20 protein-coding genes and 1 pseudogene are annotated in these 26,147 nt (G+C 39.9%); 16 read left to right on the top strand and 5 right to left on the bottom strand.

Features of this window, described 5'->3' with window-relative positions; translation table 11 throughout:
• Positions 1 to 20: 20 nt before the first annotated feature.
• Positions 21 to 1,346: a 23S rRNA (uracil(1939)-C(5))-methyltransferase RlmD gene (rlmD, locus tag H1225_RS01800; protein ID WP_161669632.1), complete on the bottom strand. Its 1,326-nt coding sequence runs from the start codon at positions 1,344 to 1,346 to the stop codon at positions 21 to 23.
• A 389-nt stretch (positions 1,347 to 1,735) separates the two neighbouring features.
• Positions 1,736 to 3,244 (bottom strand): dGTPase, encoded by a 1,509-nt coding sequence (gene dgt / locus H1225_RS01795; RefSeq protein WP_109847842.1) that lies wholly within the window; start codon positions 3,242 to 3,244, stop codon positions 1,736 to 1,738.
• Positions 3,245 to 3,370: 126 nt separating this feature from the next.
• On the opposite strand from dgt, the gene mtnN reads away from it, so the two are divergent.
• Both mtnN and btuF read left to right on the top strand, forming a co-directional pair.
• Complete coding sequence (mtnN, locus tag H1225_RS01790) at positions 3,371 to 4,066, top strand: 5'-methylthioadenosine/S-adenosylhomocysteine nucleosidase (protein ID WP_072063593.1); 696 nt, start codon at positions 3,371 to 3,373, stop codon at positions 4,064 to 4,066.
• 105 nt (positions 4,067 to 4,171) lie between these two features.
• On the top strand, positions 4,172 to 4,996 hold the full coding sequence (btuF, locus tag H1225_RS01785; RefSeq protein ID WP_006534943.1) for a vitamin B12 ABC transporter substrate-binding protein BtuF: 825 nt from the start codon (positions 4,172 to 4,174) through the stop codon (positions 4,994 to 4,996).
• A gap of 270 nt (positions 4,997 to 5,266) precedes the next feature.
• On the opposite strand, the gene erpA is transcribed toward btuF, so the two are convergent.
• Entirely contained in the window at positions 5,267 to 5,611 is a 345-nt protein-coding gene (gene erpA / locus H1225_RS01780) for an iron-sulfur cluster insertion protein ErpA (RefSeq protein ID WP_006534944.1), read from the bottom strand.
• A gap of 274 nt (positions 5,612 to 5,885) precedes the next feature.
• Between erpA and hemL the strand changes: the two genes are divergently transcribed.
• Positions 5,886 to 7,172, top strand: a complete 1,287-nt coding sequence (gene hemL / locus H1225_RS01775; RefSeq protein ID WP_109847843.1) for a glutamate-1-semialdehyde 2,1-aminomutase — start codon at positions 5,886 to 5,888, stop codon at positions 7,170 to 7,172.
• Positions 7,173 to 7,244: 72 nt separating this feature from the next.
• Here hemL and mrcB read toward each other — a convergent pair.
• Positions 7,245 to 9,551: pseudogene (gene mrcB / locus H1225_RS01770) on the bottom strand (bifunctional glycosyl transferase/transpeptidase); the annotation flags it as partial.
• A gap of 128 nt (positions 9,552 to 9,679) precedes the next feature.
• Complete coding sequence (hrpB, locus tag H1225_RS01765; RefSeq protein ID WP_239739400.1) at positions 9,680 to 12,112, bottom strand: ATP-dependent helicase HrpB; 2,433 nt, start codon at positions 12,110 to 12,112, stop codon at positions 9,680 to 9,682.
• 85 nt (positions 12,113 to 12,197) lie between these two features.
• Between hrpB and sfsA the strand changes: the two genes are divergently transcribed.
• The 13 genes from sfsA to H1225_RS01700 all read left to right on the top strand — a co-directional run bounded on the left by sfsA (position 12,198) and on the right by H1225_RS01700 (position 26,137).
• Positions 12,198 to 12,908 (top strand): DNA/RNA nuclease SfsA, encoded by a 711-nt coding sequence (gene sfsA / locus H1225_RS01760; protein WP_006534951.1) that lies wholly within the window; start codon positions 12,198 to 12,200, stop codon positions 12,906 to 12,908.
• A 196-nt stretch (positions 12,909 to 13,104) separates the two neighbouring features.
• A complete protein-coding gene (gene dksA / locus H1225_RS01755; RefSeq protein WP_023580786.1) occupies positions 13,105 to 13,560 on the top strand; it encodes an RNA polymerase-binding protein DksA in 456 nt (151 codons plus the stop codon).
• A 53-nt stretch (positions 13,561 to 13,613) separates the two neighbouring features.
• Complete coding sequence (gluQRS, locus tag H1225_RS01750; protein WP_115065122.1) at positions 13,614 to 14,525, top strand: tRNA glutamyl-Q(34) synthetase GluQRS; 912 nt, start codon at positions 13,614 to 13,616, stop codon at positions 14,523 to 14,525.
• A gap of 37 nt (positions 14,526 to 14,562) precedes the next feature.
• Positions 14,563 to 16,170: a polynucleotide adenylyltransferase PcnB gene (gene pcnB, locus H1225_RS01745; RefSeq protein ID WP_109399245.1), complete on the top strand. Its 1,608-nt coding sequence runs from the start codon at positions 14,563 to 14,565 to the stop codon at positions 16,168 to 16,170.
• Positions 16,163 to 16,657, top strand: a complete 495-nt coding sequence (gene folK, locus H1225_RS01740) for a 2-amino-4-hydroxy-6-hydroxymethyldihydropteridine diphosphokinase (RefSeq protein ID WP_006534956.1) — start codon at positions 16,163 to 16,165, stop codon at positions 16,655 to 16,657. Before pcnB ends, folK begins: the two co-directional genes overlap by 8 nt.
• A 357-nt stretch (positions 16,658 to 17,014) precedes the next feature.
• Positions 17,015 to 17,806: a 3-methyl-2-oxobutanoate hydroxymethyltransferase gene (gene panB / locus H1225_RS01735; protein ID WP_161727574.1), complete on the top strand. Its 792-nt coding sequence runs from the start codon at positions 17,015 to 17,017 to the stop codon at positions 17,804 to 17,806.
• 43 nt (positions 17,807 to 17,849) lie between these two features.
• Entirely contained in the window at positions 17,850 to 18,701 is an 852-nt protein-coding gene (gene panC / locus H1225_RS01730; RefSeq protein ID WP_006534958.1) for a pantoate--beta-alanine ligase, read from the top strand.
• 32 nt (positions 18,702 to 18,733) lie between these two features.
• Positions 18,734 to 19,114 (top strand): aspartate 1-decarboxylase, encoded by a 381-nt coding sequence (gene panD, locus H1225_RS01725; RefSeq protein ID WP_036932765.1) that lies wholly within the window; start codon positions 18,734 to 18,736, stop codon positions 19,112 to 19,114.
• A 225-nt stretch (positions 19,115 to 19,339) separates the two neighbouring features.
• On the top strand, positions 19,340 to 19,972 hold the full coding sequence (locus tag H1225_RS01720) for a response regulator transcription factor (protein ID WP_161669626.1): 633 nt from the start codon (positions 19,340 to 19,342) through the stop codon (positions 19,970 to 19,972).
• A gap of 1 nt (position 19,973) precedes the next feature.
• A complete protein-coding gene (locus H1225_RS01715) occupies positions 19,974 to 21,530 on the top strand; it encodes an MASE1 domain-containing sensor histidine kinase (protein ID WP_115065121.1) in 1,557 nt (518 codons plus the stop codon).
• An 82-nt stretch (positions 21,531 to 21,612) separates the two neighbouring features.
• On the top strand, positions 21,613 to 22,950 hold the full coding sequence (gene uhpC / locus H1225_RS01710; RefSeq protein WP_161725122.1) for an MFS transporter family glucose-6-phosphate receptor UhpC: 1,338 nt from the start codon (positions 21,613 to 21,615) through the stop codon (positions 22,948 to 22,950).
• Between the two features lie 2 nt (positions 22,951 to 22,952).
• Positions 22,953 to 23,984: an ABC transporter substrate-binding protein gene (locus H1225_RS01705; protein ID WP_006534965.1), complete on the top strand. Its 1,032-nt coding sequence runs from the start codon at positions 22,953 to 22,955 to the stop codon at positions 23,982 to 23,984.
• Between the two features lie 74 nt (positions 23,985 to 24,058).
• Positions 24,059 to 26,137 (top strand): ABC transporter permease, encoded by a 2,079-nt coding sequence (locus tag H1225_RS01700; RefSeq protein ID WP_072063605.1) that lies wholly within the window; start codon positions 24,059 to 24,061, stop codon positions 26,135 to 26,137.
• Positions 26,138 to 26,147: the final 10 nt, after the last annotated feature.

Here is a 26,147-nt window from a genome sequence, read left to right as displayed (position 1 = left end):
CTGTTTATTATCGACTCAAATTATTTTCGACTAAACTGTGCCATTGATTCCAAATGACCCGTTTGTGGAAACATATCCAACATTTTTAAACCGGTTAGCTGATATCCAGAATCTAATAATATCTTACTATCTCTGGCTAACGTGGTCGGATTACAGGAGACATACACGATTTTTTCTGCAGATAACTTCACTATGTGTGACATTACCTCCAACGCCCCTGCTCTTGCCGGATCTAACAACACTTTGTTAAACCCTTCTTTCGACCATGACATCGCAGAAAAATCAGCCGATAAATCTGCATGCCAAAAATGCGCATTACCTAGTTGGTTTAGTTTTGCATTCTTTTTCGCCATTTCAACCAGTGCAGGTACACCTTCTATACCCACTACTTCACTGACGCGTTTTGCAATAGGTAAAGTAAAGTTACCCATACCACAAAACAGATCTAATACGCGATCTTCTGGCGATAAATCAAGCCATTCAATAGCTTGAGCGACCATCTGAGAATTTATTTCATCATTTACTTGAATAAAATCAGTGGGTGCAAAACGTAAATTTAGACCTTCTATTTGATAGAAGGGTTCCTGCTCAATTGAAGTTAATCGTGCTATCTCGCTATTACCACCTGCAAGATACATCGTAACTTGATAAGTTTGAGAGAAATCACGCAAACTCTGTTTATCATGCTCAGACAATGGCGATAAATGACGTAAAATAACTAATGGCCCATTATCAGCAAGCACCATTTCAACATGCCCTAAATCACGTGCTGATGTTAATTTGTTAAGGCATGTCCAAAGAGGAGACAATAAATCATTTAATTGAGGTTTTAACACTGGACATTTTTTTATCATCACCAAATCGTTAGAACGCTCTTGGCGAAAGCCCATCACCAACCCTTTTTCAGATTGATAGCGCAATCCTAATCTTGCTCTACGGCGGTAACCATATTCGGCACCTGCAATAACAGGCTCAGCTGAAATAATCACACCGGTTTCACGTTTAATAAGGTGCGATAACACACTGGCTTTTGTTGTACGTTGCAGCGCAATAGGGACATGTTGCTGCTGACAACCACCACAACGCTCATAATATTCACAATGCGGTTTTATGCGCTGTTCACTGGTCGTTAAACGCTTAATAACTTCGCCTTTAGCAAACTGGCGCTTTTCTTCTGTTAAACGAATACGAGCAGTTTCTTGTGGGAGTAGTCCTTTTACAAAAATTGTTTTGCCCTCAGCATGAGCAATACCTTGACCATTTGCATCCAATGCACTGGCGGTCACTTCCAGAATCATCGCCTGTTTTTTCGCAGGACGTTTTTTAGGGGAATAAAACTGCACCATAGTATTAAATTAAGTATCAATGATGGATTAACAGTGAAATGACATCGTTTTAGAATACGCTGTATGCTTTTCAGCGTGACATGAATGACTATGCATTTCAGAAGAAAACATAAAGAGAGTATAACATCGAACAAGTTATTTACTTAACTGATATAAGCAATATTTTTGTTAATTTGATAAATATTTTAATGATAACAACCTAAGGCCCTCGATTTATGAATTTTATATTGTTCTATAACTAACAAATATTATATATAACTCTTATATTGAATATACTTACAATTAATAACATCTATTTTCTGTTATTTTAATAAATTTTTATTATCACTAAGAAAAGTCTAAAATTTATAATCAATCAATTAGATAGCGTTTTTCTTAATGATTACAAATCAATCACAAACCATTAATTTTCTATATTCTTCATAAGCATAATGATCCGTCATTCCACTGATATAATCTTGAATTAATCTTGTGCGATAATAAAACTCTAAAACTTTTCCTTTTTCAGTATTTATATCATTTAGCTTTTCTAACATTTCGTTATAAGCCAGTTTATGTTTCACAGAAAGCTTATGATATAAACGCGTCTCAATAACATATTGAGGATGTTCGTTATATTTATGCAATCTTAAAAAATCTTCTGTTGATAATAAAAGCAAAGGTTTATAGATATCAAGTAATCCACTAATCACGCGATATCCTTTCATTTCAAGTTGTTCAACTTCAGGGTGGCTAAACACCCATTTTTTAGCCACACTTTTTAATGTTGTTAATAAACGGTGTTCAGCACTTTCCCCTTCCAATAAAGCGTGGTTAAAACTCCCTTCATAAACTTGAGGAAGATTTTTTATAAAACGGTACGCAGTATAAGGGACTAATTTTCCTGTAATATAAACCCGTAAATACATAAAAAACTGATCTTGCATACTGCGTTTGGCTTCGTTTTGATCAACTTTTTTATAAGCCCGATTAACTGTAATATCGAATAAATCGCCTTCAGTTACATCACCACTTTCACGCCAAGCATCTCGTAAAAGCTGAACAAGACGGTTGATATCAAAAATCCCCTTTTCTACTGCATCATCTAAATCCGCAATACAATAAGAGATGTCGTCAGCAGCTTCCATAATATATGTGAGAGGAAAGCGACAAAATTCACCCATATCTAATTTTTGTTGTACTTCTTTTACGAAAGCTAATTCAGACCAGTAATACCCTGGTTTTTTCATTAAATAGCTATATTCTTTGGGGATCTCTCCTTGCCAATAAGCAGGACGAGTATATTTTAATACACATCCAATTTGCGCATAGGTTAAATTCAATTTAAGCAGATGATGCGCCATTCGAATAGCTTGAGCATTGCCTTCAAATTGGCATAAATCTTGGCGTAAAGTTTGTCGCAATTCATTTAATTGCACTTTAGCTGAATACTGCATAGGGATAAATGGGCAACTGTCGAATTCAGCCGTCGCCTCTGGTGATAATACTTTGTGAAACCAATGCTTAATCGCTGCTTCACCAAAATGACCAAAAGGTGGATTACCAATATCATGCATTAAACACGCCATCTCAATTAAACTTTCAAGGCTATCAATACGCTCATTTAAGCCATACGCTTCAAGCTTATTTTGTTTTTTTAACTCACCAATAATTTGCTTAGCGATATAACGCCCTATTTGTTGAACTTCTAGAGAATGAGTAAGGCGACTGCGTACTGCGGAATTTGTCTCTAAAGGAAAGACTTGTGTTTTTTGTTGTAAACGACGAATAGCAGCTGAGTTAATAATACGTCCTCGATCACTTTCAAATTGTCGAGAAACCTGTGTTTCATCATTAATATCGATGTCACTGCTGTTATATTTGCGTTGATAATTTAACTTCAGCTTAAAATCGATCATTCCTATCCTCTTTCTGGCTTAAATAAAACGAATTCTCTATCCTTTGTGTTATATCGTGTTTTTCCGATAGATGTTAAACTCTATTTAAATTTTATTTATTCTTAACCTACAAGTGAGTATGACACAATGAGAGTTGGCGTAATAGGTGCAATGGAGCAAGAGGTCACACTTCTGCGTGATAAAATTGAAGATTGCCAAATCTTATCCCGTGGCGGTTGTGAAATCTATACAGGCAAAATTAATGGTGTTGATGTTGCATTACTAAAATCAGGTATTGGTAAAGTTGCCGCTGCGATCGGTACAACATTATTACTTGAGCATTTTCGTCCTGATGTCGTTATCAATACTGGCTCTGCGGGTGGCTTAGACTCAAGATTAAATGTTGGTGATATCGTTGTTTCAACGGAAGTCCGCTATCACGATGCAGATGTAACTGCGTTTGGTTATGAACCAGGTCAAATGGCACAATGCCCCCCCGCTTTTATTGCAGATCCTAAACTTATTAGCGTCGCAGAAGCGTGTATTGAATCACTAAAATTAAATGCTGTTCGTGGTTTAATTTGTAGTGGTGATGCTTTTATTAATGGTGCAGAACCTTTAGCTCGTATCCGTCGCACATTCCCAGATGTTGTTGCCGTAGAAATGGAATCAACCGCAATTGGTCATGTTTGCCATCAGTTCGGTACACCATTTGTTGTAGTTCGAGCTATTTCTGATGTGGCTGATAAAGAGTCACACTTAAGTTTTGATGAATTTTTATCTGTCGCCGCAGAACAATCAAGCTTAATGGTGACAGCGATATTGGATAAATTAAAAGACTAATTAAGTCGAGATAATCTTAAAACTACTTTATCAATACCTCACCTTTATTTTTTACTTATTCTAAGATAAAAAATAGGTGGGTATTTTTTTATTATTGGAAAAGTAATGCGTTTATTTATCAATCTTGGATTATTACTCTACCCATTATTTTGGCTTAATGTTGCTATTGCTATCACGCCTGCTGATCGTGTTATTACGCTATCGCCATCAGCCACTGAAATGGCTTATGCCGCGGGCATGGGAGATAATATTGTCGGAGTTAGTGCTTACTCTGATTATCCGGAGGAGGCTAAAAATATTGAACAAGTGGCTAATTGGCAGGGGATTAATATTGAACGCATTCTATTATTAAAACCCGATTTAGTGATTGCATGGCAAGGCGGTAATCCACAACGTCCATTAGATCAGTTAAAAGCTTTGGGTATTCCTATTATTTATTCTGATCCACAAAGTATTGAAGAAATCGCAGACGATCTCGTTACTCTTTCCAATTATAGCCATCATCCTGATATTGCTTTAAACAATGCCCAACAATTACGCCAGCAATATCAGATATTACAGCAACAATACGCATCAAATACATCGGATCACGCCAAGAAAAAAGTATTCATTCAATTTGGAATGCAACCATTATTTACTACATCAAATAGCACATTACAGAGCCATATTACGGAACTTTGCGGTGGAGAGAATATCTTTGCTAACAGCCCTGTGGCATGGCCTCAAGTAAGCCGTGAGCAAGTACTTACAAAACACCCTGATTTGATTATATTCAGTGGTAAGGCAGATCAAATACCTACAATAAAAGCATTTTGGCAACCTCAACTCCCTGTACCTGTTATTGCTATTGATGAAGACAGTTTTAGTCGACCAGCTCCACGTGTTATTAATGCAGCAAAACAAATTTGTGAGGCTATTGCGAACCATTGATTAGAAGCATAGACGGGATTTTAGATTTTGAATTTTGAATTTTGAATTTTGAATTTTGAATTTTGAATTTTGAATTTTGAATTTTGAATTTTGAATTTTGAATTTTGAATTTTGAATTTTGACAGATTTTGTCTTTAACTTTCACAAACAAAAGTCGTGAGCGAGCAAGCAGTGCAACAAGGCAGACAGCGCACAGTAAGCGGAGCATACATTAGTATGTGAGCATTTAACGTCGTGGCACTACTGCACAGCCACGACGCTAAATAAGGATCAGATACTAAAAGAAGAGCCGCAACCACACGTACTCTTAGCATTAGGATTCGTCACAATAAAACGCGACCCCTCCAATCCTTCGGTATAATCCACACAACCGCCTACTAAATACTGCAAGCTCATTGGATCAACCACTAAAGCAACGCCTTGTTTTTCTATGGTCATATCACCTTCATTCATTGCATCATCAAAGGTAAAACCATACTGGAATCCGCTACAACCGCCACCCGTGATATAAACACGTAAACGCAGATTTGGATTTTCTTCATCTGCAATCAGATCTTTTACTTTATTTGCAGCCGCGTCAGTAAATTGTAACGGCAGAGCCATATCATCACTCATTGTTCACTCCAGACTGGGTATTCCAGCAAAAAAACAGCCAGCAAAAATTTATCTTTCTTGCTGATATAATGTGATGATTATCTAATACCTGCTCATAACCTTCAAGTTTGTTGTGGACAAAATACACTTTTTGCTACCTATTACTTTTTACGATAAACCACGTACCCACAATAATAGTGAGAAATCAAAATCTTGTTGCCGTAATTTGGCTTCATCAGCGTGGTGATTTAGAATACGCCTTAATCTTACGCTCACCCATCATTAGGAGTCTGACATGAGCAAGTCTGAAACGCTTTATAATCTCGCACAACAAGTGATCCCCGGCGGTGTCAACTCACCTGTTAGAGCATTTAACGGTGTAGGTGGAACCCCTCTTTTTATTGAACGTGCTAATGGTGCGTATATTTATGATGCCGATGGACGTGCTTACCTGGACTATGTTGGCTCATGGGGACCAATGGTTTTAGGTCATAATCACCCTGCTATTCGTGATGCTGTTACTGATGCGGTACAAAAAGGATTAAGTTTTGGCGCACCAACAGCGGCTGAAGTTGAAATGGCAAACCTAGTCACTGAACTGGTACCTTCAATGGATATGGTTCGCATGGTGAACTCAGGTACCGAAGCGACAATGAGCGCTATTCGCCTTGCTCGTGGTTACACTGGTCGTGACAAAATCATTAAATTCGAAGGTTGCTACCACGGTCATGCAGATTGCCTATTAGTAAAAGCGGGGTCTGGTGCATTAACCATGGGCCAACCTAATTCACCGGGCGTACCCGCTGATTTTGTCAAACACACCTTAACTTGCACTTATAACGATTTAAACTCTGTACGCCAAGCCTTTGAAAACTATCCAGAAGAAGTCGCTTGTATCATTGTTGAACCGGTTGCAGGCAATATGAACTGCGTACCACCAAAAGCAGACTTCTTACCGGGTTTACGTGCGTTATGTGATGAGTTTGGTGCATTACTGATTATTGATGAAGTAATGACAGGCTTTCGCGTGGCATTAGGTGGCGCACAAGCTTATTATGATGTTGATCCTGACTTAACATGCTTAGGTAAAATTATCGGTGGCGGTATGCCTGTAGGTGCATTTGGTGGACATATGGAAGTGATGTCTAAACTCGCGCCAATTGGCCCTGTTTATCAAGCGGGAACCTTATCAGGCAACCCAATTGCAATGGCAGCAGGTTTAGCCTGTTTACACGAAGTCTCACAACCGGGTGTTCATCAAACATTAGATGAACTCACAACAATGCTAGCGGATGGTTTACTTGAAAAAGCACAACAAGCGGGCATTCCAATGGTTATCAACCATGTTGGCGGGATGTTTGGTCTGTTCTTTACAGATGCAAAAGAAGTGACTTGCTATCAAGATGTGATGAACTGCGATGTTGAACGTTTTAAACAATTCTTCCATTTAATGTTAGAAAAGCGCATCTACCTTGCACCTTCAGCATTTGAAGCCGGCTTTATGTCTATTGCTCATACCAAAGAAGATATTCAACGCACTATTGATGCAGCGGAATATGCATTTGGAAAAATGAAAGGCTAGTTAGCGCTGTTCAGAGATCAATAAAAACGGCACTCACGTGCCGTTTTTATTTTAGCTAATCTACGTGATCACTTACTCAGAAAACAGATCTTGTAACCACTTTGGTGCGCCACTTTCATCAGTATCTTGCTGAACAGGTGTGCACAATCCATCTGGATTTGCTGTCCATACAGGTAAGGTACGAACACCACCGCCATAACAAGCAAAGTTACCTTGAGCATCAACAGACATCTCTGCAATATCTTCTGGTGCTGGTGGGTTTAATTTCAGCGGTGCCTGATTCTGTAGATAATTACGATAAAGCAACAATGCCCCTGTTGAACCCGTTAAGTTCGTTGGGCCATTATTATCGCGCCCCATCCATGAAATCGTCACTTCTTTGCCATCAATCCCCGCAAACCAACTATCACGAAGATCGTTTGTCGTACCCGTTTTACCCGCAAGATTGTAATTACCAAATTTTGGTTTTAATACACGCCATGCTGTACCCGAATTCACCACTTGTTGCATACCAAATAGCGTCATATAAGCCGCTTGTGGCGAAACCGTCGTTTCTGCTTGAGGATAACTTTGGTAAAGCACAGTACCATCTTGGGCAATAACAGAACGCAATGATGATAATTTTGCACGATTACCTAAACTACCAATTGTTTGGAAAGTTTGAGCGACTTCCATTGGTGTTAAGTTTAATGCACCTAATAGCATCGCAGGCACTTTTTCCAGATTTTCTGCGGGAGCACCTAAGTTAATCCAAGTTTGGATCACTCGATCTAACCCGACTTCTAAACCCAGATTGACGGTAGGAACATTACGTGAGGTTGCTAATGCATCCACCAACATTAATTTACCTTTATAACCGCGATCGTAGTTACGAGGTTGCCAAGGTTTGCCCCCTGGAATAGGCACAGAAATAGGTTCATCTGCAAGCCAGGTATTTAAACGAAAACGCTCAGGTTCACTTAATGCCGTTAAGTAGGTAGCCGGTTTTGCTAAAGAACCGATTGAGCGACGAGCTGATAATGCACGATTAAAGCCTGCATATTGTGGTTGAGAGCCTCCCACTAATGCTCTCACCTCTCCACTTAAGCGATCCACAACAACCATCGCCCCTTCAAGATCGTCAATTTTACGCACTTTACGTATATCGGCAACGCCCACTTCAACTGCTTTTTCAGCTGCATCTTGCGAAACAGGATCTAATGTAGTGAAAATTTTTGTACCTGATAAATCTTTTACTTTATCGCCTAGGGTTGTTTGTAACTCTTGGCGAACCAATTGCATAAATGCAGGTTGAGGCGTTAACGCTTCACTACGTGGTTTCACACCTAAAGGGCGCGCACTCAGTACATTGTAAAGCTCTTGATCGATTATCTCTTGGGTTTGCAGTAGTTTTAATACCACATTACGACGCTCTAACGCAGATTTGGGGTTACGCCATGGGTTATAAGCAGACGCGCCTTTAACCATCCCCACTAAAAGGGCTTGCTGATCAAGGCTTAATTCATCAACGGGACGACCAAAATAGTAAAGGCTCGCTAAAGGGAAGCCTCGAATTTGTTCATCACCACTTTGCCCTAAAAAAACCTCATTAAGATACAGCTCTAAAATACGATCTTTGCTATAACTCGCATCCATAATGATCGCCATATAGGCTTCATTAAGCTTTCTTTTTAACGTTCTTTCGTTAGTCAAAAATAGGTTTTTCACTAACTGTTGCGTTAAGGTACTCCCACCTTGAACCGCTTTACCGGCAGTAAAGTTTGCTAATACTGCGCGCCCAATCGAATAAAGGCTAATTCCATCATGTTCATAGAAACGGCGATCTTCTGTTGCAATTAATGTATCCACTAATAATTGTGGAAATTTATCTCTTGCTAAGAATAAGCGTTGTTCACCATTTGCAGATTGCATCATGGTAATTAACTTAGGATCAAGACGGAAAAAGCCAAATTGACGCTGATTATCCATGTTAGTAATACTAACCAATGAATTCTGCTCAAAGGTTAATTTAGCTAAAATTTGCTCTTCACGACCATCAGGAAAATCGAAAGGTCGGCGCAACATTTCAATCGTGTTGCCTCTTACCACAAATTCGCCAGGACGAGTGATTTTGTTAACATTGCGGTATTGCATACCTTCGAGTAAGCTCACCATCTCTTTTTGGCTATAATTCATGCCCGGCTCTAAGTTGACGGTACGTCCGTAAACCGCAGCGGGTAATTCCCAAACATTACCATCAAGGCGCTCTTTGATTTGAGAATGTAAATAAACCCCATAAATCCCCATTAAAACCGCAACCACAATGGCGATTTTGACAAATAACCAAAACCAAGAACGCCCTCTTTTGGTTTGTTTCACTGGTCTTTTCTTTCTACTCATGAACGCTATCTCTCATAAAAACCCCTTTATCACGGGATAAAGAAGCCTAACATTGTCGCTATTTTTCCGTGTGATCCCACAAGAAAGCTCTCAAATAGGGATAATCTACGATAAAAACTTAAATTAACTTATTGGCTATATTTTTTTACTCGTCGAGTCGGTGCCGTATTCGCCGGATCATCAGGCCATAAATGCTTGGGGTAACGTCCTTTCATCTCTTTTTGCACCTCTTTATAACTTCCAGCCCAAAATGTCGCCAGATCTTGTGTTTTTTGGATGGGACGATGGGCTGGTGATAATAATTCCATGACTACAGGCAATTGACCATTCGCAATAATAGGGCTTTGTTGTTCGCCATAAACTTCTTGAATGCGGATCGCAATGACTGGCGGTAACTCTAAATCATATTGGATCGCCACTTTTGTCCCTGTTGGTGCTAAATAATGCGTTGGAAATAAACTTTGTAGTAACTGATTTTCATGCCACGTTAATTGATTTTTAATAATTGTATTAATATCAATTTGTTGTAATGCTTTTAATGTCTGAACTTCCCCCAATTCAGGCAAAAGCCATGTTTCTAAAGTTTCAAGTAACACCGTTTCTGCTAAATCAGGTAATAAGGCTTCTGGACACCATTTTTTCGCTAAAGAAAGGCGAATAAAAAGCTGTTGAGTCTCTTCATTCAGCGCTAAAGCCTTTAAACCGTTATCTCTCAACCAATTCAATAATGCTTGTTGCATTTGTTGCTTATTGGGTTTGTCTAATTGTCGCTGGCTTAAAGTTAATCGCCCTAATTGACGCTGTTGCCATGCAACTAATGTACCTCGTTTTTCATCCCATTCAACCGTGGTATTATTTTCAATAAGATCAGGAAAGATAGCTGATATTTCATCGATATCAATGGGTAGCGCTAATAAAATGCGCACATCGGCATAATGTACATTTTGTAGTAATAACGGCGCTAAGATCCACTGTGCATTACTCATAGAATGCGCATCATCCATCATGGCACCTTGCCCATTGGCTAAACGAAAACGACCTTGATTATCACGATTTTTAGCAATTCTATCAGGAAACCCGACTGCTAATAATGAACCTAATAATTCAGGACAAAAAATCCCTTTCCGATGTTGAGAAAGCTGTTTTTCACGTCGTGTCCAGAACATGTTTTTCTGTTGAGAAACCCATTCTAGATTAATTTCCTGCCCTCGTGGAGGCTCTTCTAAGATTGCACATAAGCGTGCTGCCGTCGCAAGATGATTGTCACTTTGCTCACTCGCATAATCTAAAATCGCGGCTAATCGAGGTTCTATTCCCCATTGCGCCATACGCAAACCACGCGGTGTTAATCCATCTTGCTTATCAATAGCGCCTAAACGATACAATAAATCTTTAGCTGCATTCAATGCTTGTGGGGTTGGTGTATCCAACCAACTCAATTGATTAATGTCACGACATCCCCACTGCAAGATGGAAAGCCATAACGACGATAAATCACTAGTTAAAATTTCAGGTATTTGGTGAGAAGCAACACGCTCTGCCTGCTCTTGGCTGATTAAATGCCAGCAAATACCTGCTTCAAGACGCCCAGCTCGCCCAGCTCGTTGTGTTTGTGACGATTGGCTAATCCTTTGACGCACTAAGCTAGTGACACCGCTTCTTAAATCAAACTGAGCGCGTTTCTCAATAGCACTATCAAGGACTAAGCGAATACCTTCAATAGTCAGACTGGTTTCTGCAATATTGGTAGCAAGTACGATTTTTCGATAACCTTTTTCAGTCGGTTCAATCGCTTTTTGTTGTTCTGCTAATGAAAGGGCGCCATAAAGTGGAAATAGTAAAATATTGTCATCCACTTTATCTTTTAGAATATCTGCAACGCGTACTATTTCTGCACTTCCCGGCAAGAATATCAGCATAGAGCCGGTTTCTTGCGCCAATAATCGCAACGCCATTGTGGCAATTTCTTGTTCAAAGGGTTGATGCGTATTGATAGGAAAATACACTCTTTCGACGGGATAACTGCGCCCTTGCGCACTGATCATAGGGGCATCAGGTAGTAGTGAGGTAATTTTTTGATTATCTAAGGTCGCGGACATAATCAAAACACGCAAATCATCGCGTAATCCCATCTGTACATCAAGCAATAGCGCTAGAGCTAAATCCGCTTGTAAGCTGCGTTCATGAAATTCATCTAACATTACAAGGCTTACGCCAGTCAACTCTGGATCTTGCTGTAACATGCGGTTTAATACACCTTCTGTTACCACTTCAAGTCGAGTTTTTGAGCTGACTTTGCTTTCCGCTTTCATACGATAACCTACCGTATTTCCAACTTCCTCATTGAGTTGATTTGCTAAACGATAAGCAATACTTTTAGCCGCTATTCTTCTTGGCTCTAATAAAATTATTTTGCCATCAAAGTAATTTTGCTCCAGTAAATAGAGAGGAAGCGCCGTGGATTTACCGGCACCTGTAGGTGCATGAAGCAAAACTTGTGGGGATTGTTTTAACGCAGTAACGATTTTTTCTGTTACATCAAAGATTGGCAATAAATGCACACAGGCTCCATGACTCATTAACTTTCTCGGCTTGGCATTGTAGCATTAGCGCTTTATTAAAGGTCATATTTTCATCGGAGTGATCATGAAATTTGAGCAACCGCTACAATCTGCCACTTTACTAAAACGATATAAGCGTTTTTTAGCAGACGTTGTTACCCCTAATGGGGAAGAATTCACGCTCCATTGTGCCAACACAGGTGCAATGACGGGATGTGCGACACCGGGTGATACTGTTTGGTACTCCACCTCTTTGAATGCAAAAAGAAAATATCCGCACAGCTGGGAACTGACTCAAACTCAAACCGATGATTGGATTTGTGTAAATACCTTAAGAGCGAATGGGATTATTGCTGATGCGATTGAGGCGGGTGACATTCCAGAATTATCTGAGTATGACGAGATAAAACGAGAAGTGAAATACGGTAGTGAGAATAGCCGTATTGATATTTTACTTAAATCAAATCATAAAGTTGACTGTTATATTGAAGTGAAGTCAGTCACTTTGCTCGACAACGGTATGGGTTATTTCCCTGATGCAAAAACAGAACGTGGTCAGAAACATCTTCGAGAGTTGACCGCTATCGCAAAATTGGGTTTAAGGGCTGTCTTATTCTACGCAGTTCCCCATACTGGCATTACGGAAGTGACTGTTGCTAAAGAGATTGATCCTAACTATGCTTCACTACTAAAAGAAGCATGTGATGCAGGGGTTGAAATCTTGTGTTATCGCATCAATATTAGTGAATACAATTTAACAATTGGACAGCAATTACCTTTTATTTCAAATGGTTAATTGAAATCCATGGTGTTAGTTAATCATTTTTTAACTAAAAAGGGATATTTACTTGCGTACCTTCACACCATGAGAAAACTTATTAAAGGAATAATTGCTATCCTCGCGGGCATCTGCTATTTATAGCGCCCTATTTTTTCCCCTTCCTGTTTTTAAGGTGGGGATTATTCAGAAATGCGTATGTAGGAGAAGCATTATGCAAGAAGGGCAAAAGCGTAAAACATCGTCCATGAGCATTCTCGCTATTGCTGGCGTTGAGCCATATCAGGAAAAAGCGGGCGAAGAGTACATGAACGAAGCCCAATTAGCGCATTTTAAGCTAATACTTGAATCTTGGCGCAATCAGCTCAGGGATGAAGTCAACCGCACCGTTACTCATATGCAAGATGAGGCGGCAAACTTCCCTGATCCCGTTGACCGAGCTGCACAAGAAGAAGAATTCAGTCTTGAGCTGCGTAACCGTGATCGTGAACGTAAACTCATTAAGAAAATCGAGAAAACACTGAAAAAAGTCGAAGATGATGACTTTGGTTTCTGTGAATCTTGTGGAGTAGAAATCGGCATTCGCCGTTTAGAAGCTCGCCCTACAGCCGATTTATGTATCGACTGTAAAACCTTAGCTGAAATCCGTGAAAAGCAGATGGCTGGCTAATAATGAGCAAACGCCTCAACCTAATACGTTGAGGCGTTAATCTGAATCTTTCGATGCACGAGATTACAGACTATATTGGGCGCTTTGCGCCATCGCCAACGGGTCGACTTCATTTTGGCTCATTGGTTACTGCACTTGGCAGTTATCTTCAAGCTCGTGCACACCACGGGCGTTGGCTTCTACGCATTGATGATATCGACCCTCTTAGAGAACCTCCTGGTACTGCACTCCAAATTATTCGCACATTAGAACATTATGGTTTGTTCTGGGATGAAGAGATCCTCTATCAATCGCAACGCCATGATGCTTACCGTGAAATTTTACACACCCTTTGGAAAGAAGGTGTTTGCTACCACTGTCATTGTAGCCGTCATCGTTTACATGACTTAGGGGGCGTGTATGATAACCACTGCCGTCATCGCGAACCGCTAACGAATAATGTTACACCTTTCGATAAAGAGAGTGCATGGAGATTAATCCAACAGCATCCCGTTTATCATTTTGAAGATAGCATTCAAGGTACATATTATTCAAAGAGTACGTCTATCGTATTAGAAGATATGATTATTCACAGAAAAGGTAACTTATTTGCGTATAATCTAGTAACAGTGATTGATGATAGTTATCAGGGTGTAACAGAAGTTGTTAGAGGTGCCGATCTACTTGATCCCACATTGCGACAAATCAGTTTACATAAACAACTGAATTTACCTATTCCGCGTTATGCTCATTTACCTTTAGTAATAAATCATGACGGTAATAAATTATCAAAACAAAATCACGCGAATGCGTTACCAGATACTGATCCAAGACCGGTCATTATCGATGCTTTACGGTTTCTTAATCAGCCCATTATTGCAGGTTGGCAAGATTATTCGTTAACATCATTGCTAGAGATTGCGATAGCACAGTGGTCACCTTCTGAGATTTTAAAACAAAATCATCAGCAACAAAGGTATGAATAAACCACACAAAGCATTCTCAAAAAATGTTCAGTAGGCTATGATTAGCCGCTTAATTTTTTTAATTATTAGAATTTATTATTCGAGGTGTCATATTTTTAATCGAGTAGCACATTTCTGCCGTAATCTGCTAGGGCGACAAACACCGTCATCAGACACACAACCGGTAGCAAGTGAAAGGCCAGTCACTGCATCTGACCGACCAAAACAAGAAACACAGAAACCTGTGCGTCGGCGTCCTGCTATATCCGCAGACCGTCCCCGTAAGAAAAAGAGTAACAAAGAAAAGGCGAACGGGAGTGATTTGCCAATGACTGTGATCCCAAGAGATCAACACCCAATTTCACGTAAAGACATCAGTGATAATGCCTTAAAAGTACTTTATCGACTAAATAACTCTGGCTTTCAGGCTTATTTAGTGGGAGGTGGTGTCCGTGACTTATTACTGGGAAAAAAACCAAAAGATTTTGATATTGCCACAAATGCAACGCCTGAAGATGTACGTCGATTATTCCGCAACAGTCGTTTAGTCGGTCGTCGTTTCCGTCTTGCTCATATTATGTTTGGCCCCGAAGTGATTGAAGTTGCGACTTTCCGTGGTTCTCATGAAGATCATGAAGTTTCAGACAACAACCAATCCCAGCAAGCACAAAGTGGCATGTTACTGCGCGACAATATTTTTGGTTCAATTGAAGAAGATGCCATTCGTCGTGACTTTACATTAAACAGTCTCTATTACGGCGTTGATGATTTTGCTGTACGTGATTACGTTGGCGGTTTAGCGGATCTGAAAGCTGGTATTATTCGTTTAATAGGCGATCCTGAAACGCGCTATCGCGAAGATCCTGTCAGAATGCTTAGAGCAATTCGCTTTGCCAGCAAATTGGATATGCAAATTGCACCAGAAACGGCAGAGCCTATTAGCAGATTAGCCCCTTTATTACGTAATATTCCATCGGCTCGTCTTTTTGAAGAGTCGCTAAAATTATTACAAACAGGGCAAGGCTACAAAACTTACAAGTTAATGTGCCGTCATCAATTACTTGAACCACTGTTTCCGCTAATTGCTTCTAAAATGACAGAGCAACATGATACGCCGATGGAGAGAATGATAGATCAAATTCTCAAAAATACGGACTACCGCATCAATAAAGAGATGCGAGTCAATCCGGCGTTCTTATTTGCGGCGATGTTGTGGTATCCATTAATTGAACATGCCGAAAAATTAGTCCAAGAAAGTGGTCTTTCTTACTATGACTCTTTCTCTATGGCGATGAACGATATTTTAGATGAGCAATGTCGTACTATTGCGATACCCAAACGCATTACCACAACCATGCGTGATATCTGGCTATTGCAACAACGTTTACCGAAACGCCAAGGTCGTCGAGCGAATAAATTACTTGAGCACCCTAAATTCCGTGCCGCATTCGATTTACTGGAATTACGTGCCAATGTACAACGCAATCCAGATCTTGAAGCGTTAGCAAGTTGGTGGGCTGATTTCCAAGCATCTAACAATACACAACAACGCTCAATGGTCTCTGAATTAGGTCAAGCGCCGGTTCGTAGACGTCCACGTCCACGTAAACGCCCTCGCCATCCAAGTGCAAAACCTGCATCCAGACAAGAGAACACCCATGAATAAGCAGAAAAAACGTGTTTATATCATCTTGGGAAGTAATTTGGATTCACCTGAAAATCAGGTGAATTCAGCGATTAAGGCAATTAGTGAGATCCCACAAACAACATTAATTGCACAATCATCTTGGTATCGTACTCGCCCTATGGGACCACAAGATCAACCTGATTACCTTAATGTCGCTGTTGTGGTTGATACAACATTAGCCCCCGAAGAGTTGCTTAATAACACTCAAGCAATTGAATTAGCACAAGGTCGCGTCAGAAAAGAAGGCAATCGTTGGGGGCCGAGAACGCTTGATATTGATATTATGTTATTTGGTGATGATGTGATCCAAACCGAGCGATTAACGGTACCTCATTACGGACTTAAAGTCCGCGAATTTATGCTTTATCCATTAGCGGAATTAGCCCCCGAACTTCGTTTTCCTGATGGTGAGTTATTAGCAGATAGATTGGCGTTAGTGCCTGAAAATGGCATGGAAAAGTGGTAATTTCACGCTAATACGTCCTTAATGCTAAAGGTTGATACCGTAAAAATAGACACTGTATCAGCCTATCTCTTCTCTTTTGCTTTCCCTCAATTTTTCAAATTCAGCTCTTCTTCTCTATTTTTGAATTCTTTTATATTTATTTTTACATATAACAAACTGATAAATATAAATAAAAATCATCATTTATTATTTTTCATTACTCATTTAATTACTTTTTCTTCGTTTTTAGTCCTTAAATGCTACAATCGAAAGCGGCTTTATTTTGATAATCTAATATTTTCTTTAATAAACAAATGATTATGTGAAGTAATTAATTTTATCTACACACCAAAAACGACACTGATGGAGTTTTTTACAATGAAACCCACTACGCTTTCAACGCTAAACCGCTATAAGCAAGAAAAGAAAAAATTCGCCACACTCACTGCTTATGATGCAAGTTTTGCTCACCTTTTTGCACAAGAAGGTATTCAAGCCATGTTGATTGGTGATTCCTTAGGAATGACACTACAAGGTCATAACAGCACCTTACCCGTTACTGTTGAGCAAATTGCCTATCACACTCGTTGCGTAAGAGCTGGTGCGCCTAATGCCTTTTTAATTGCAGATATGCCCTTTATGTCTTATTCAACACCTGAGCAAGCTTGCCTTAATGCCGGCATTTTGATGCAAGCAGGGGCGAATATGGTAAAGATTGAAGGAGGTAGCTGGTTAATACCGACAGTAAAAATGCTGACCGAACGTGCTGTTCCAGTCTGTATTCATTTAGGATTAACACCACAATCCGTTAATGTTTTTGGTGGCTATAAAGTTCAAGGCAGAGAACTAGCAGCCGCAGAACAATTAAAACAAGATGCCATATCACTTGAAAAGGCAGGTGCGCAACTGGCTGTTTTAGAATGTGTTCCCGTGGCTCTTGCAAAAGCGATTACAGACGCGCTAACGATGCCTGTTATTGGTATTGGTGCGGGAAATGTTACTGATGGCCAAATTCTCGTTATGCATGATTTATTAGGATTAACGCCACAGCCTCCAAAATTCTCTAAAAACTTCTTGCAAGAAGCAGGCTCTTTGCAAGGCGCCGTTAGCCTGTATGTTCAGCAAGTAGAGCAAGGCCTATTTCCACAAGAACAACATACATTTAACTGATTTATTATCTTAATTTATAAACATCGTTTAAAGGAGTCACGCCATGCTAATTATTGAAACCACGCTTATCTTACGCAGAGAAATCAAGCGATTAAAGCAAGAAGGTAAACGCATTGCATTGGTTCCAACTATGGGTAACCTTCATGAAGGCCACCTAAAATTAATTGAAGAAGCCCGTCTTCATGCAGATGTGGTTATCACATCTATTTTTGTTAATCCACTTCAGTTTGATAGAGAGGCCGATTTAGCAAACTACCCTCGTACTTTACAAGAAGATTGCGAGTTACTGCGTGATAAACATGTCGATATCATTTTCGCGCCTTCTGCGAAAGAGATGTATCCACATGGCATGGAAAACCAAACAACGGTTGATGTACCTGTACTTTCTACTGTATTGGAGGGTGCAAGCCGTCCTGGTCATTTCCGTGGTGTTACAACAGTCGTCAGTAAACTATTTAATCTTGTACAACCTGATGTCGCGATGTTTGGTGAAAAAGACTTCCAGCAACTGCAAATTATCCAAAAAATGATAAACGATTTATGTATGGATATCAGCATCGTTCCTGTTGCTATCGTACGTGACAAAAATGGTTTAGCACTCAGTTCGCGCAATCGTCTATTATCTGATAATGAAAAACAGCAAGCCCCTGCACTTTACCAAGCAATGCAAGAAATCGCAGAACAATTAAAGTTGGGGGATCATGATGTTAATCACCTACTGCAAAATGCAAAAAACACTTTAGAACAAAAAGGTTTTCGTGCAGATGAATGCTTTATTTGTGATGCAGATACACTCACACCATTAAATGAAGAGAGTCGTCGAGCAGTGATTTTAATGGCAGCATGGCTAGGTAATACTCGTCTTATTGATAACCAACAAGTTAACCTTGTTTAATATTCATTATTCGAAAAATAGGAAACACAACAATGCTACGCACTATGTTACAAGGCAAACTTCATCGCGTAAAAGTCACACAAGCCGATCTTCATTATGAAGGCTCTTGCGCGATTGATCAGGATTTTATGGATGCCGCTGGTATTCTTGAAAATGAAGCGATTGATATTTATAACGTAGATAATGGTGAACGCTTTTCAACTTACGCCATTTGTGCGGAAAGAGGCTCACGAATTATTTCAGTCAATGGCGCAGCTGCGCGTAAAGCCGCCGTTGGCGATCGCTTAATTATTTGCTCTTATGTGCAAATTCCTGATAGTGATGCGCGTAGCCATAAACCCAACATCGCCTATTTTGAAGACAACAATGAAATGAAGCGCATAGCCAAAGCCGTGCCAGTTCAAGTTGCTTAATTAATAAAATATTACCTACTTCCCATAGGCAGAGGTTCCCTGCTTATGGGAAATAAGAACAATAAATAACCTATTGGTATTATTGGCTTGTCACGATCCACCTTGATAAAACGAGATATAAGATTCAAAACCGAGTTTCTTCTCCATTTTTCCTCGCTTATCTTCCTGTAGCTTGTTATAAATCAGATAAGTATTATCTGACTACTCTCTGACTAATAAAAAATTATGATAAAAGTTGCTTTAGTAGATGATCACATTGTTGTGCGTTCTGGTTTTGCACAACTGTTAATGCTAGAACCCGATATTCACATTGTGGGTGAGTATTCTAATGGGCAAGAAGCATGGCCTTATTTAGTACATGATGATATTGATGTTGCCGTTATGGATCTCTCTATGCCCGGCGAAAGCGGTCTACAACTCCAAAACCGCTTAAAACAAAAGCGCCCTGATTTTCGAACTATTATTTTAAGTATCTATGACACCCCTGCTTTTGTTCAAAGTGCACTAGACTCTGGTGCTCGAGGTTATTTAACCAAACGTTGTGGCCCTGAAGAGTTAGTACAAGCCGTGCGCGCTGTACATCAAGGTGGCTGTTATCTTTGTTCTGATGCGATGAAAGCATTGCGACATACCCCTGAAAAAGAAGATGCATTACATTCTTTAACTCCTCGTGAAAGAGAAATTTTTAATCTTTTAATTCAAGGTGTTAATGTCAAAACAATTGCAGTACAACTTAATCTTAGCCATAAAACCGTACACGTTCATCGAGCCAATGTACTCGGTAAATTAGGCTGTGAAACAACCATCGATTTAGTTCATTTCGCCTTAAAAAATCAGTTGATCACAGGATCGTTGTAACATGAAAAGGGGACTGCGTTTTCTTCTTCAATCCCTCTTTTTATTACTCACCTATTCTTTACTTTGGCTATCACTTTGGGTGATTGGTTTCTATTTAAGTAAAAATGGGCAACAAGCCGCCCTTTTCTTACCTCAAGGTCTGCGATTAGCCCTAATCATTTTACTTTGGCGTCGCTTTTGGCTACCGATGTTATTTGCAGAATGGGGGCTTTATTACTGGCTAACGCAAGAGCAGTTAATTACCCATGCTATTATTTATCTTTCTCCATTATTAAGCCTAATTATCGCCTTAGAAGTGCAACGTATTTGGTGGCGGTATCCTCTCTACTGGCAACGCTTAACCCTATTAATTGGCGCTGTTGGCTTTAATAGCCTGCTACAAGCCTTTATTCTTGGCTTTTTTATTAATACCACCAGCGGAATTTTTCTGACCTCAGTCACTGGTGGCATATTACTCGCGCCTTTTGTTTTTTTACTTTATGAATATCTTCGTGAATTACAAAGTCGAGCGTTAATCTCTGTTGGAACACCAGATCCGCCATTAAGAACTTCCTTGCTAATGTGGGGATTTCTATTTTGTCTTATCGGATTAAGCGCTCAGGTTTTCTTAACCCCCGAAATAGAGCGCTTATTAGTTATTCTCGTTTTTATTCCTAACGTCTTTATGGCTTATCGTTATGGCTGGCAAGGTGGCGTATTATCGGCATTACTCGGAAGCTTAATGATTACCTTTGCCCGCCAAGTAAACGGCGCATTTAATGACTTGCGTGAATTAGAAATGTTCTTAACCACACAAGCTATTATTGGTATTGGTTTAGGGATAGCGATAAGTCGTCAACAGCAATTAGCCCATAATTTACGTCATTATCGATTACGCCTAGAGCAAGAACTTCAAGCCAGACGTGAATTAATGGAGCAATTGGTTCATACCGAAGAAGATGTGAAAAAAGCCATTGCTCGCGAATTACATGATGAAATTGGACAAAATATTACCGCAATCCAAATTCAATCGATGCTAATTAAAAGAACCGCAGATAACGACAAAACACGCCAAACCGGAGAGCAAATTGAACGGCTCGCGCTACAAATTCATCAATCCACACGTCAACTGCTACGACAATTGCGCCCACCTGTTTTAGAAGAAATGTCGCTTGAAAAAGCCCTTCATCATTTAATCAATGAATTTGCCTTCAATGACAATGGCATCACCTGTAATTTTAATTATTCATTAGATAAAGAGCCTGAAAACGAAACCATAATTTTTACCCTCTATCGTTTAGTACAAGAGTTATTAAATAATATTAGTAAACATGCCAACGCAACCTATATTGAAGTTTCGTTAACCCAAAACAAAAACCGTCTACGGCTGATCATTAGCGATAATGGTATTGGTATGCTCCCCACATCATTATCAACACAACAAAGTGGCGGTTTTGGATTACGTGGCATTGAAGAACGCATTCGTGCTTTAGGCGGAGAATGGGAAGTGATAAATCATCACGGCACGAAAATAATTGTTAACTTACCCACAAATTCAAAAGAAAACAGTGAAAACTAAGAATAAGTCTTAGTCATCTACAACCTTATCTCATTCTTTTTCTCGACATTTTTTTTACATTTGCAACATCAAAGAGGATGTTATGTCAGGTAAAAATTCGGCATCAATAAATAAGACCTATAACTTTTGGCGCAAAAACTTAATGCTGTCGATGATTATCGGTTATGCCACTTTCTATCTCACACGTAAAAGCGTCAACTTTGTGATGCCCGTTATGCAAGTTGAATTGAATTTAGATAAAGGAGATATCGGTTGGATAGCCAGCCTTTTTTATCTCACTTACGGTTTATCTAAATTTATTTCCGGTATTTTCCATGATAGATGGGGATATCGCTGGTTTATGGGTGTGGGATTAGTGATGACTGGCGTTATGAATATTATTTTTGCCTATTGTCTCTCTTTTCCAGCACTGCTTTTGGTCTGGGCACTAAATGGTTTCTTTCAAGGTTTTGGCTGGCCCCCTTGTGCAAGGTTGTTAACACACTGGTATTCACGCAATGAACGCGGTTTCTGGTGGGGATTATGGAATATCTCAATTAACCTTGGCGGGATGAGTCTTCCCATTTTAACTGCGTGGCTAGCGACGCATTATAGTTGGCAAGTCGCACTGCTTATTCCCGGTATTATCGGCATCATCATCGGGCTGTGGTTGTGTGTACGATTAAAAGGAACTCCCGCAGAAGAAGGGCTTCCTACTGTGGGTGTGTGGCGGCGAGATGTTTTTGAATTACGTCAAGAGCAAGCCTCTCCCCCTAAACCTATGCTAACTATTTTGAAAGATAGCATTTTATTTAACCGAATGATTTGGTTACTAGGTTTTTCCTATATTTTGGTTTATCTCATACGTATGGCAATTAACGATTGGGGAAATATCTGGTTATCAGAAACACATGGCGCCAACTTATTGAGTGCTAACGCCATTCTCTCTTTATTTGAAGTGGGTGGCTTACTCGGGGCGTTATGTTCAGGCTGGGGCTCGGATTTATTATTCCGTGGCCAACGAGCACCAATGATATTGCTGTTTTCACTCGGGCTTTTTACCGCAGTAGCAGCGCTTTGGTTAATTCCAATTCATCATTATGCGTTACTCGCAGCCTGTTTTTTTAGTATCGGCTTTTTCGTGTTCGGACCACAGATGTTAATCGGGCTTGCTGCAACAGAATATTGTCATAAAAACGCAGCAGGCACGGTAACTGGCTACTTGGGATTGTATGCCTACTTAGGGGCAGCAATGGCAGGTTGGCCATTAAGTCAGGTCATGGCGCATTATGGTTGGACTGGGATGTTTGCATTATTAACCAGTGCTGCGGCCTTAATGGGACTCTTACTAATGCCATTGTTGATTGCTGATGTTAGCAAACAAGAGCATTTAGTTGGCCCACTTTCATTTTCCGATGACGACACATTTAAAAGGTTCTGAACATGAAATTGAAAACCCTCTCTACACTTGTTGCTGCTGGTCTGGCTCTGTCTGCTGTTAGCTTATCAACAAATGCGGCTGGTCGCTTAGTGGTTTACTGTAGTGCGACAAATGCAATGTGTGAAGCTGAAACAAAAGCCTTTGCCGAAAAGTATGATGTTAAAACCACCTTCGTTCGTAATGGTTCAGGAAGTACTTTAGCCAAAATCGAAGCTGAAAAACGCAATCCACAAGCTGATGTTTGGTATGGTGGTACAATGGATCCCCACTCACAAGCAGGTGAAATGGATCTACTAGAACCTTATGTTTCTCCTAATCTCGATCAAATCATGCCACAATTCCGTGATCCCGCTAAACGTAAAGGTAACTACTCTTCTGCGGTCTATGTCGGTATCTTAGGCTTCGGCGTCAATAAAGATCGCTTAAAAGAAAAAGGGATTGCTATTCCAACTTGTTGGAAAGATTTAATCAAACCTGAATATAAAGGTGAAATTCAAATCGCCGATCCACAAAGTTCAGGAACTGCTTATACCGCACTGGCAACCTTTGACCAGTTATGGGGTACTGAACAAGCCTTTGATTATCTGAAGAAAATCAATACTAATATCTCTCAATACACCAAATCAGGTATTGCCCCAGCGCGAAACGCCGCTCGTGGTGAAGCAGCCATTGGTATTGGTTTCTTACATGATTACTCATTAGAAGTTGAAAATGGTGCACCGCTTGAATTGATTTCACCTTGTGAAGGTACAGGCTATGAAATCGGTGGTGTCAGTATCATTAAAAATGCCCGTAATATGGATAACGCAAAATTATTCGTAGATTGGACACTCTCAAAAGAAGCGCAAGAAATTAGCTGGAAAGAAGGTAAATCTTACCAAATCCTAACAAATACCTCAGCAGAGTCTTCACCAATGGCACTGAAATTATCTGACTTAAAACTCATTAACTACGACATGGATAAATATGGCGATAGTGATGTGCGTAAAGAGTTGATTAATAAGTGGGTAACCGAAGTAAAAATGGGTAAATAGATCATCAACAGAGCGAGATAATCTCTCGCTCTCTTTTTCACATAATAATAAATACATTTACTTTCGGGGGATTTATGTCTCACACACTCGCTTTACCTGAAAAAAAGAGGCGGGATCCCATATTTTTATGGATCCTAATTGCATGGATGGCATTTGCTTTATTGCCATCATGGAGCCTTGATTACGGTCTTTTAGATTCAACAGCAGATGAATTACTCACCTCTTACGGTTGGAGTAGCGTCAATATCAGTTGGCTCTGGTTTTTATTACCAAGTTTACTGCTCTTTCGTTCATTTAACGAACCTAAGCGTGAAAATCGTTCTCGCCACTATTTTGATGCAAGTTTTGCCTTACTTTGTGCGGTTATTACGATAGTTAGTGCAACGCTTGAAGGACGAGGTTTAGGTTACTCTGCGATCATCCTCTTTATTGCTCTGGGAATGATCATGAAAACCGCCTTAACACGCTTGGAATGGCTTGGTGGTGATAGCTTTGTTATTGGCTCTTTAATAGCCGTTGTTGCACTGATTGGTGCATTTATTATCTTTCCTAGTATCGCTATTTTTATTCCGATGTTTAAAGATAGCGCAGGCAATTTTGCACCTTTTGAGTTTATCGCTATTTTAAGCCAAGCTCATATTGTGCAAGTGATGCTCAACTCTATTGCGCTTTCTATTGCTGTGGGAATAGGTTGTACTTTCTTTGGTTTAATTCTAGCAATTTATACCTCTCGTATTGCGGTGCGCTCAGCCATTATTGGTCGCGTATTTTCTATCTTACCCATTGTAACACCTCCTTTTGTTGTTGGTTTAGGCGTCACACTTATGATGGGGCGCTCTGGTTATGTGACAGAGTTTCTTGCCACTTATGCAGGGCTTGAAAATACCAACTGGTTATATGGCTTTACTGGAATTTGGTTAGCGCAAGTGCTCGCCTTTACGCCTATGTCATTTATGATTTTAGACGGTGCCATTAAAACCATTCACCCTTCATTAGAAGAAGCGTCTTACACCTTAAGAGCTAACCGTTATCAAACCTTCTTTAACGTCTTTATGCCGTTACTTAAGCCCGCATTAGCCAATGCATTTTTAATTGTGATTGTGCAATCTCTTGCTGACTTTAGTAACCCATTGGTTTTAGGGGGCAACTTTGACGTTATCGCCACACAAATTTACTTCTATATCACTGGCTCTCAATTGGATTATCAATCAGCCAGTACATTAGGTGCATCACTGTTAGTTTTCTCACTATTAGTGTTCTGTGTGCAGTATATGTGGATTGGTAAACGCTCTTACGTCACCGTATCAGGGAAATCCTATCGTGGTGATGTTCAACCTTTGCCATCGTCGCTAATTGCATTTGTGACAACAGTTTTAGCTATTTGGGTTGTCTTTAATATCTTGTTATATGGCAGTATTTTCTATGGTAGCTTCACCGTTAACTGGGGAGTTGATTACACCTTAACGCTGGATAACTTTATCAAGTTATTTGGTCAAGGAATGAGTGATGGTGCATGGCCGTCGTTATTAGATACCTTGTTATATGCAGGTATTGCAGCACCGATTACCGCTATTCTCGGACTATTAATCGCCTATATCGTCGTGCGCCAAGACTTTAAAGGTAAGAAAAGTATTGAGTTCACAACAATGCTCTGTTTTGCTGTCCCGGGAACTGTTGCCGGTGTCTCTTATATTCTTGCGTTTAACGACTCACCGTTCTATTTAACGGGAACGGCGGCAATTGTCATTATCTCAATGACTATGCGTAACGTGCCTGTGGGAATACGTGCGGGTATTGCGGGATTAGGACAAATTGATAAATCGCTTGATGAAGCTTCTCTAAGCTTAAGAGCAAATTCAATGAGAACGATTTTCTATGTGCTATTGCCGTTATTACGCCCTGCTATTTTATCTGCGCTGATTTATAGCTTTGTGCGTGCGATTACCACAGTCAGCGCCATCGTCTTCCTTGTTACACCTGATACACGTGTTGCAACTGCTTATATTTTAAACCGTGTTGAAGATGGTGAATACGGTGTCGCAATTGCCTATGGCTCGATTTTAATCGTCGTCATGTTGGCAATTATTTTCTTATTTGACTATTTGATTGGCGAAGCCCGTGTTTCACGCTCTAAAGCCAAAAATGCACAGTAATACGGAGTAT

It is taken from the genome of Proteus penneri, from assembly GCF_022369495.1.
GTDB lineage: Bacteria > Pseudomonadota > Gammaproteobacteria > Enterobacterales > Enterobacteriaceae > Proteus > Proteus penneri.
Note: the sequence above shows the minus strand (reverse complement) of the source record. Positions and strands in the feature narration are given on the sequence as shown.

Excerpts from the sequence above, each read along its gene's own strand:
- dgt (WP_109847842.1), bottom strand. The coding sequence starts at position 3,244 with ATGATCGATTTTAAGCTGAAGTTAAATTATCAACGCAAATATAACAGC.
- dksA (WP_023580786.1), top strand. The coding sequence starts at position 13,105 with ATGCAAGAAGGGCAAAAGCGTAAAACATCGTCCATGAGCATTCTCGCT.
- panD (WP_036932765.1), top strand. The coding sequence starts at position 18,734 with ATGCTACGCACTATGTTACAAGGCAAACTTCATCGCGTAAAAGTCACA.
- gluQRS (WP_115065122.1), top strand. The coding sequence starts at position 13,614 with ATGCACGAGATTACAGACTATATTGGGCGCTTTGCGCCATCGCCAACG.
- panC (WP_006534958.1), top strand. The coding sequence starts at position 17,850 with ATGCTAATTATTGAAACCACGCTTATCTTACGCAGAGAAATCAAGCGA.
- H1225_RS01705 (WP_006534965.1), top strand. The coding sequence starts at position 22,953 with ATGAAATTGAAAACCCTCTCTACACTTGTTGCTGCTGGTCTGGCTCTG.
- H1225_RS01700 (WP_072063605.1), top strand. The coding sequence starts at position 24,059 with ATGTCTCACACACTCGCTTTACCTGAAAAAAAGAGGCGGGATCCCATA.
- mtnN (WP_072063593.1), top strand. The coding sequence starts at position 3,371 with ATGAGAGTTGGCGTAATAGGTGCAATGGAGCAAGAGGTCACACTTCTG.
- hemL (WP_109847843.1), top strand. The coding sequence starts at position 5,886 with ATGAGCAAGTCTGAAACGCTTTATAATCTCGCACAACAAGTGATCCCC.
- H1225_RS01720 (WP_161669626.1), top strand. The coding sequence starts at position 19,340 with ATGATAAAAGTTGCTTTAGTAGATGATCACATTGTTGTGCGTTCTGGT.
- uhpC (WP_161725122.1), top strand. The coding sequence starts at position 21,613 with ATGTCAGGTAAAAATTCGGCATCAATAAATAAGACCTATAACTTTTGG.
- btuF (WP_006534943.1), top strand. The coding sequence starts at position 4,172 with ATGCGTTTATTTATCAATCTTGGATTATTACTCTACCCATTATTTTGG.
- H1225_RS01715 (WP_115065121.1), top strand. The coding sequence starts at position 19,974 with ATGAAAAGGGGACTGCGTTTTCTTCTTCAATCCCTCTTTTTATTACTC.
- erpA (WP_006534944.1), bottom strand. The coding sequence starts at position 5,611 with ATGAGTGATGATATGGCTCTGCCGTTACAATTTACTGACGCGGCTGCA.
- pcnB (WP_109399245.1), top strand. The coding sequence starts at position 14,563 with ATGATTAGCCGCTTAATTTTTTTAATTATTAGAATTTATTATTCGAGG.
- panB (WP_161727574.1), top strand. The coding sequence starts at position 17,015 with ATGAAACCCACTACGCTTTCAACGCTAAACCGCTATAAGCAAGAAAAG.
- rlmD (WP_161669632.1), bottom strand. The coding sequence starts at position 1,346 with ATGGTGCAGTTTTATTCCCCTAAAAAACGTCCTGCGAAAAAACAGGCG.
- folK (WP_006534956.1), top strand. The coding sequence starts at position 16,163 with ATGAATAAGCAGAAAAAACGTGTTTATATCATCTTGGGAAGTAATTTG.
- sfsA (WP_006534951.1), top strand. The coding sequence starts at position 12,198 with ATGAAATTTGAGCAACCGCTACAATCTGCCACTTTACTAAAACGATAT.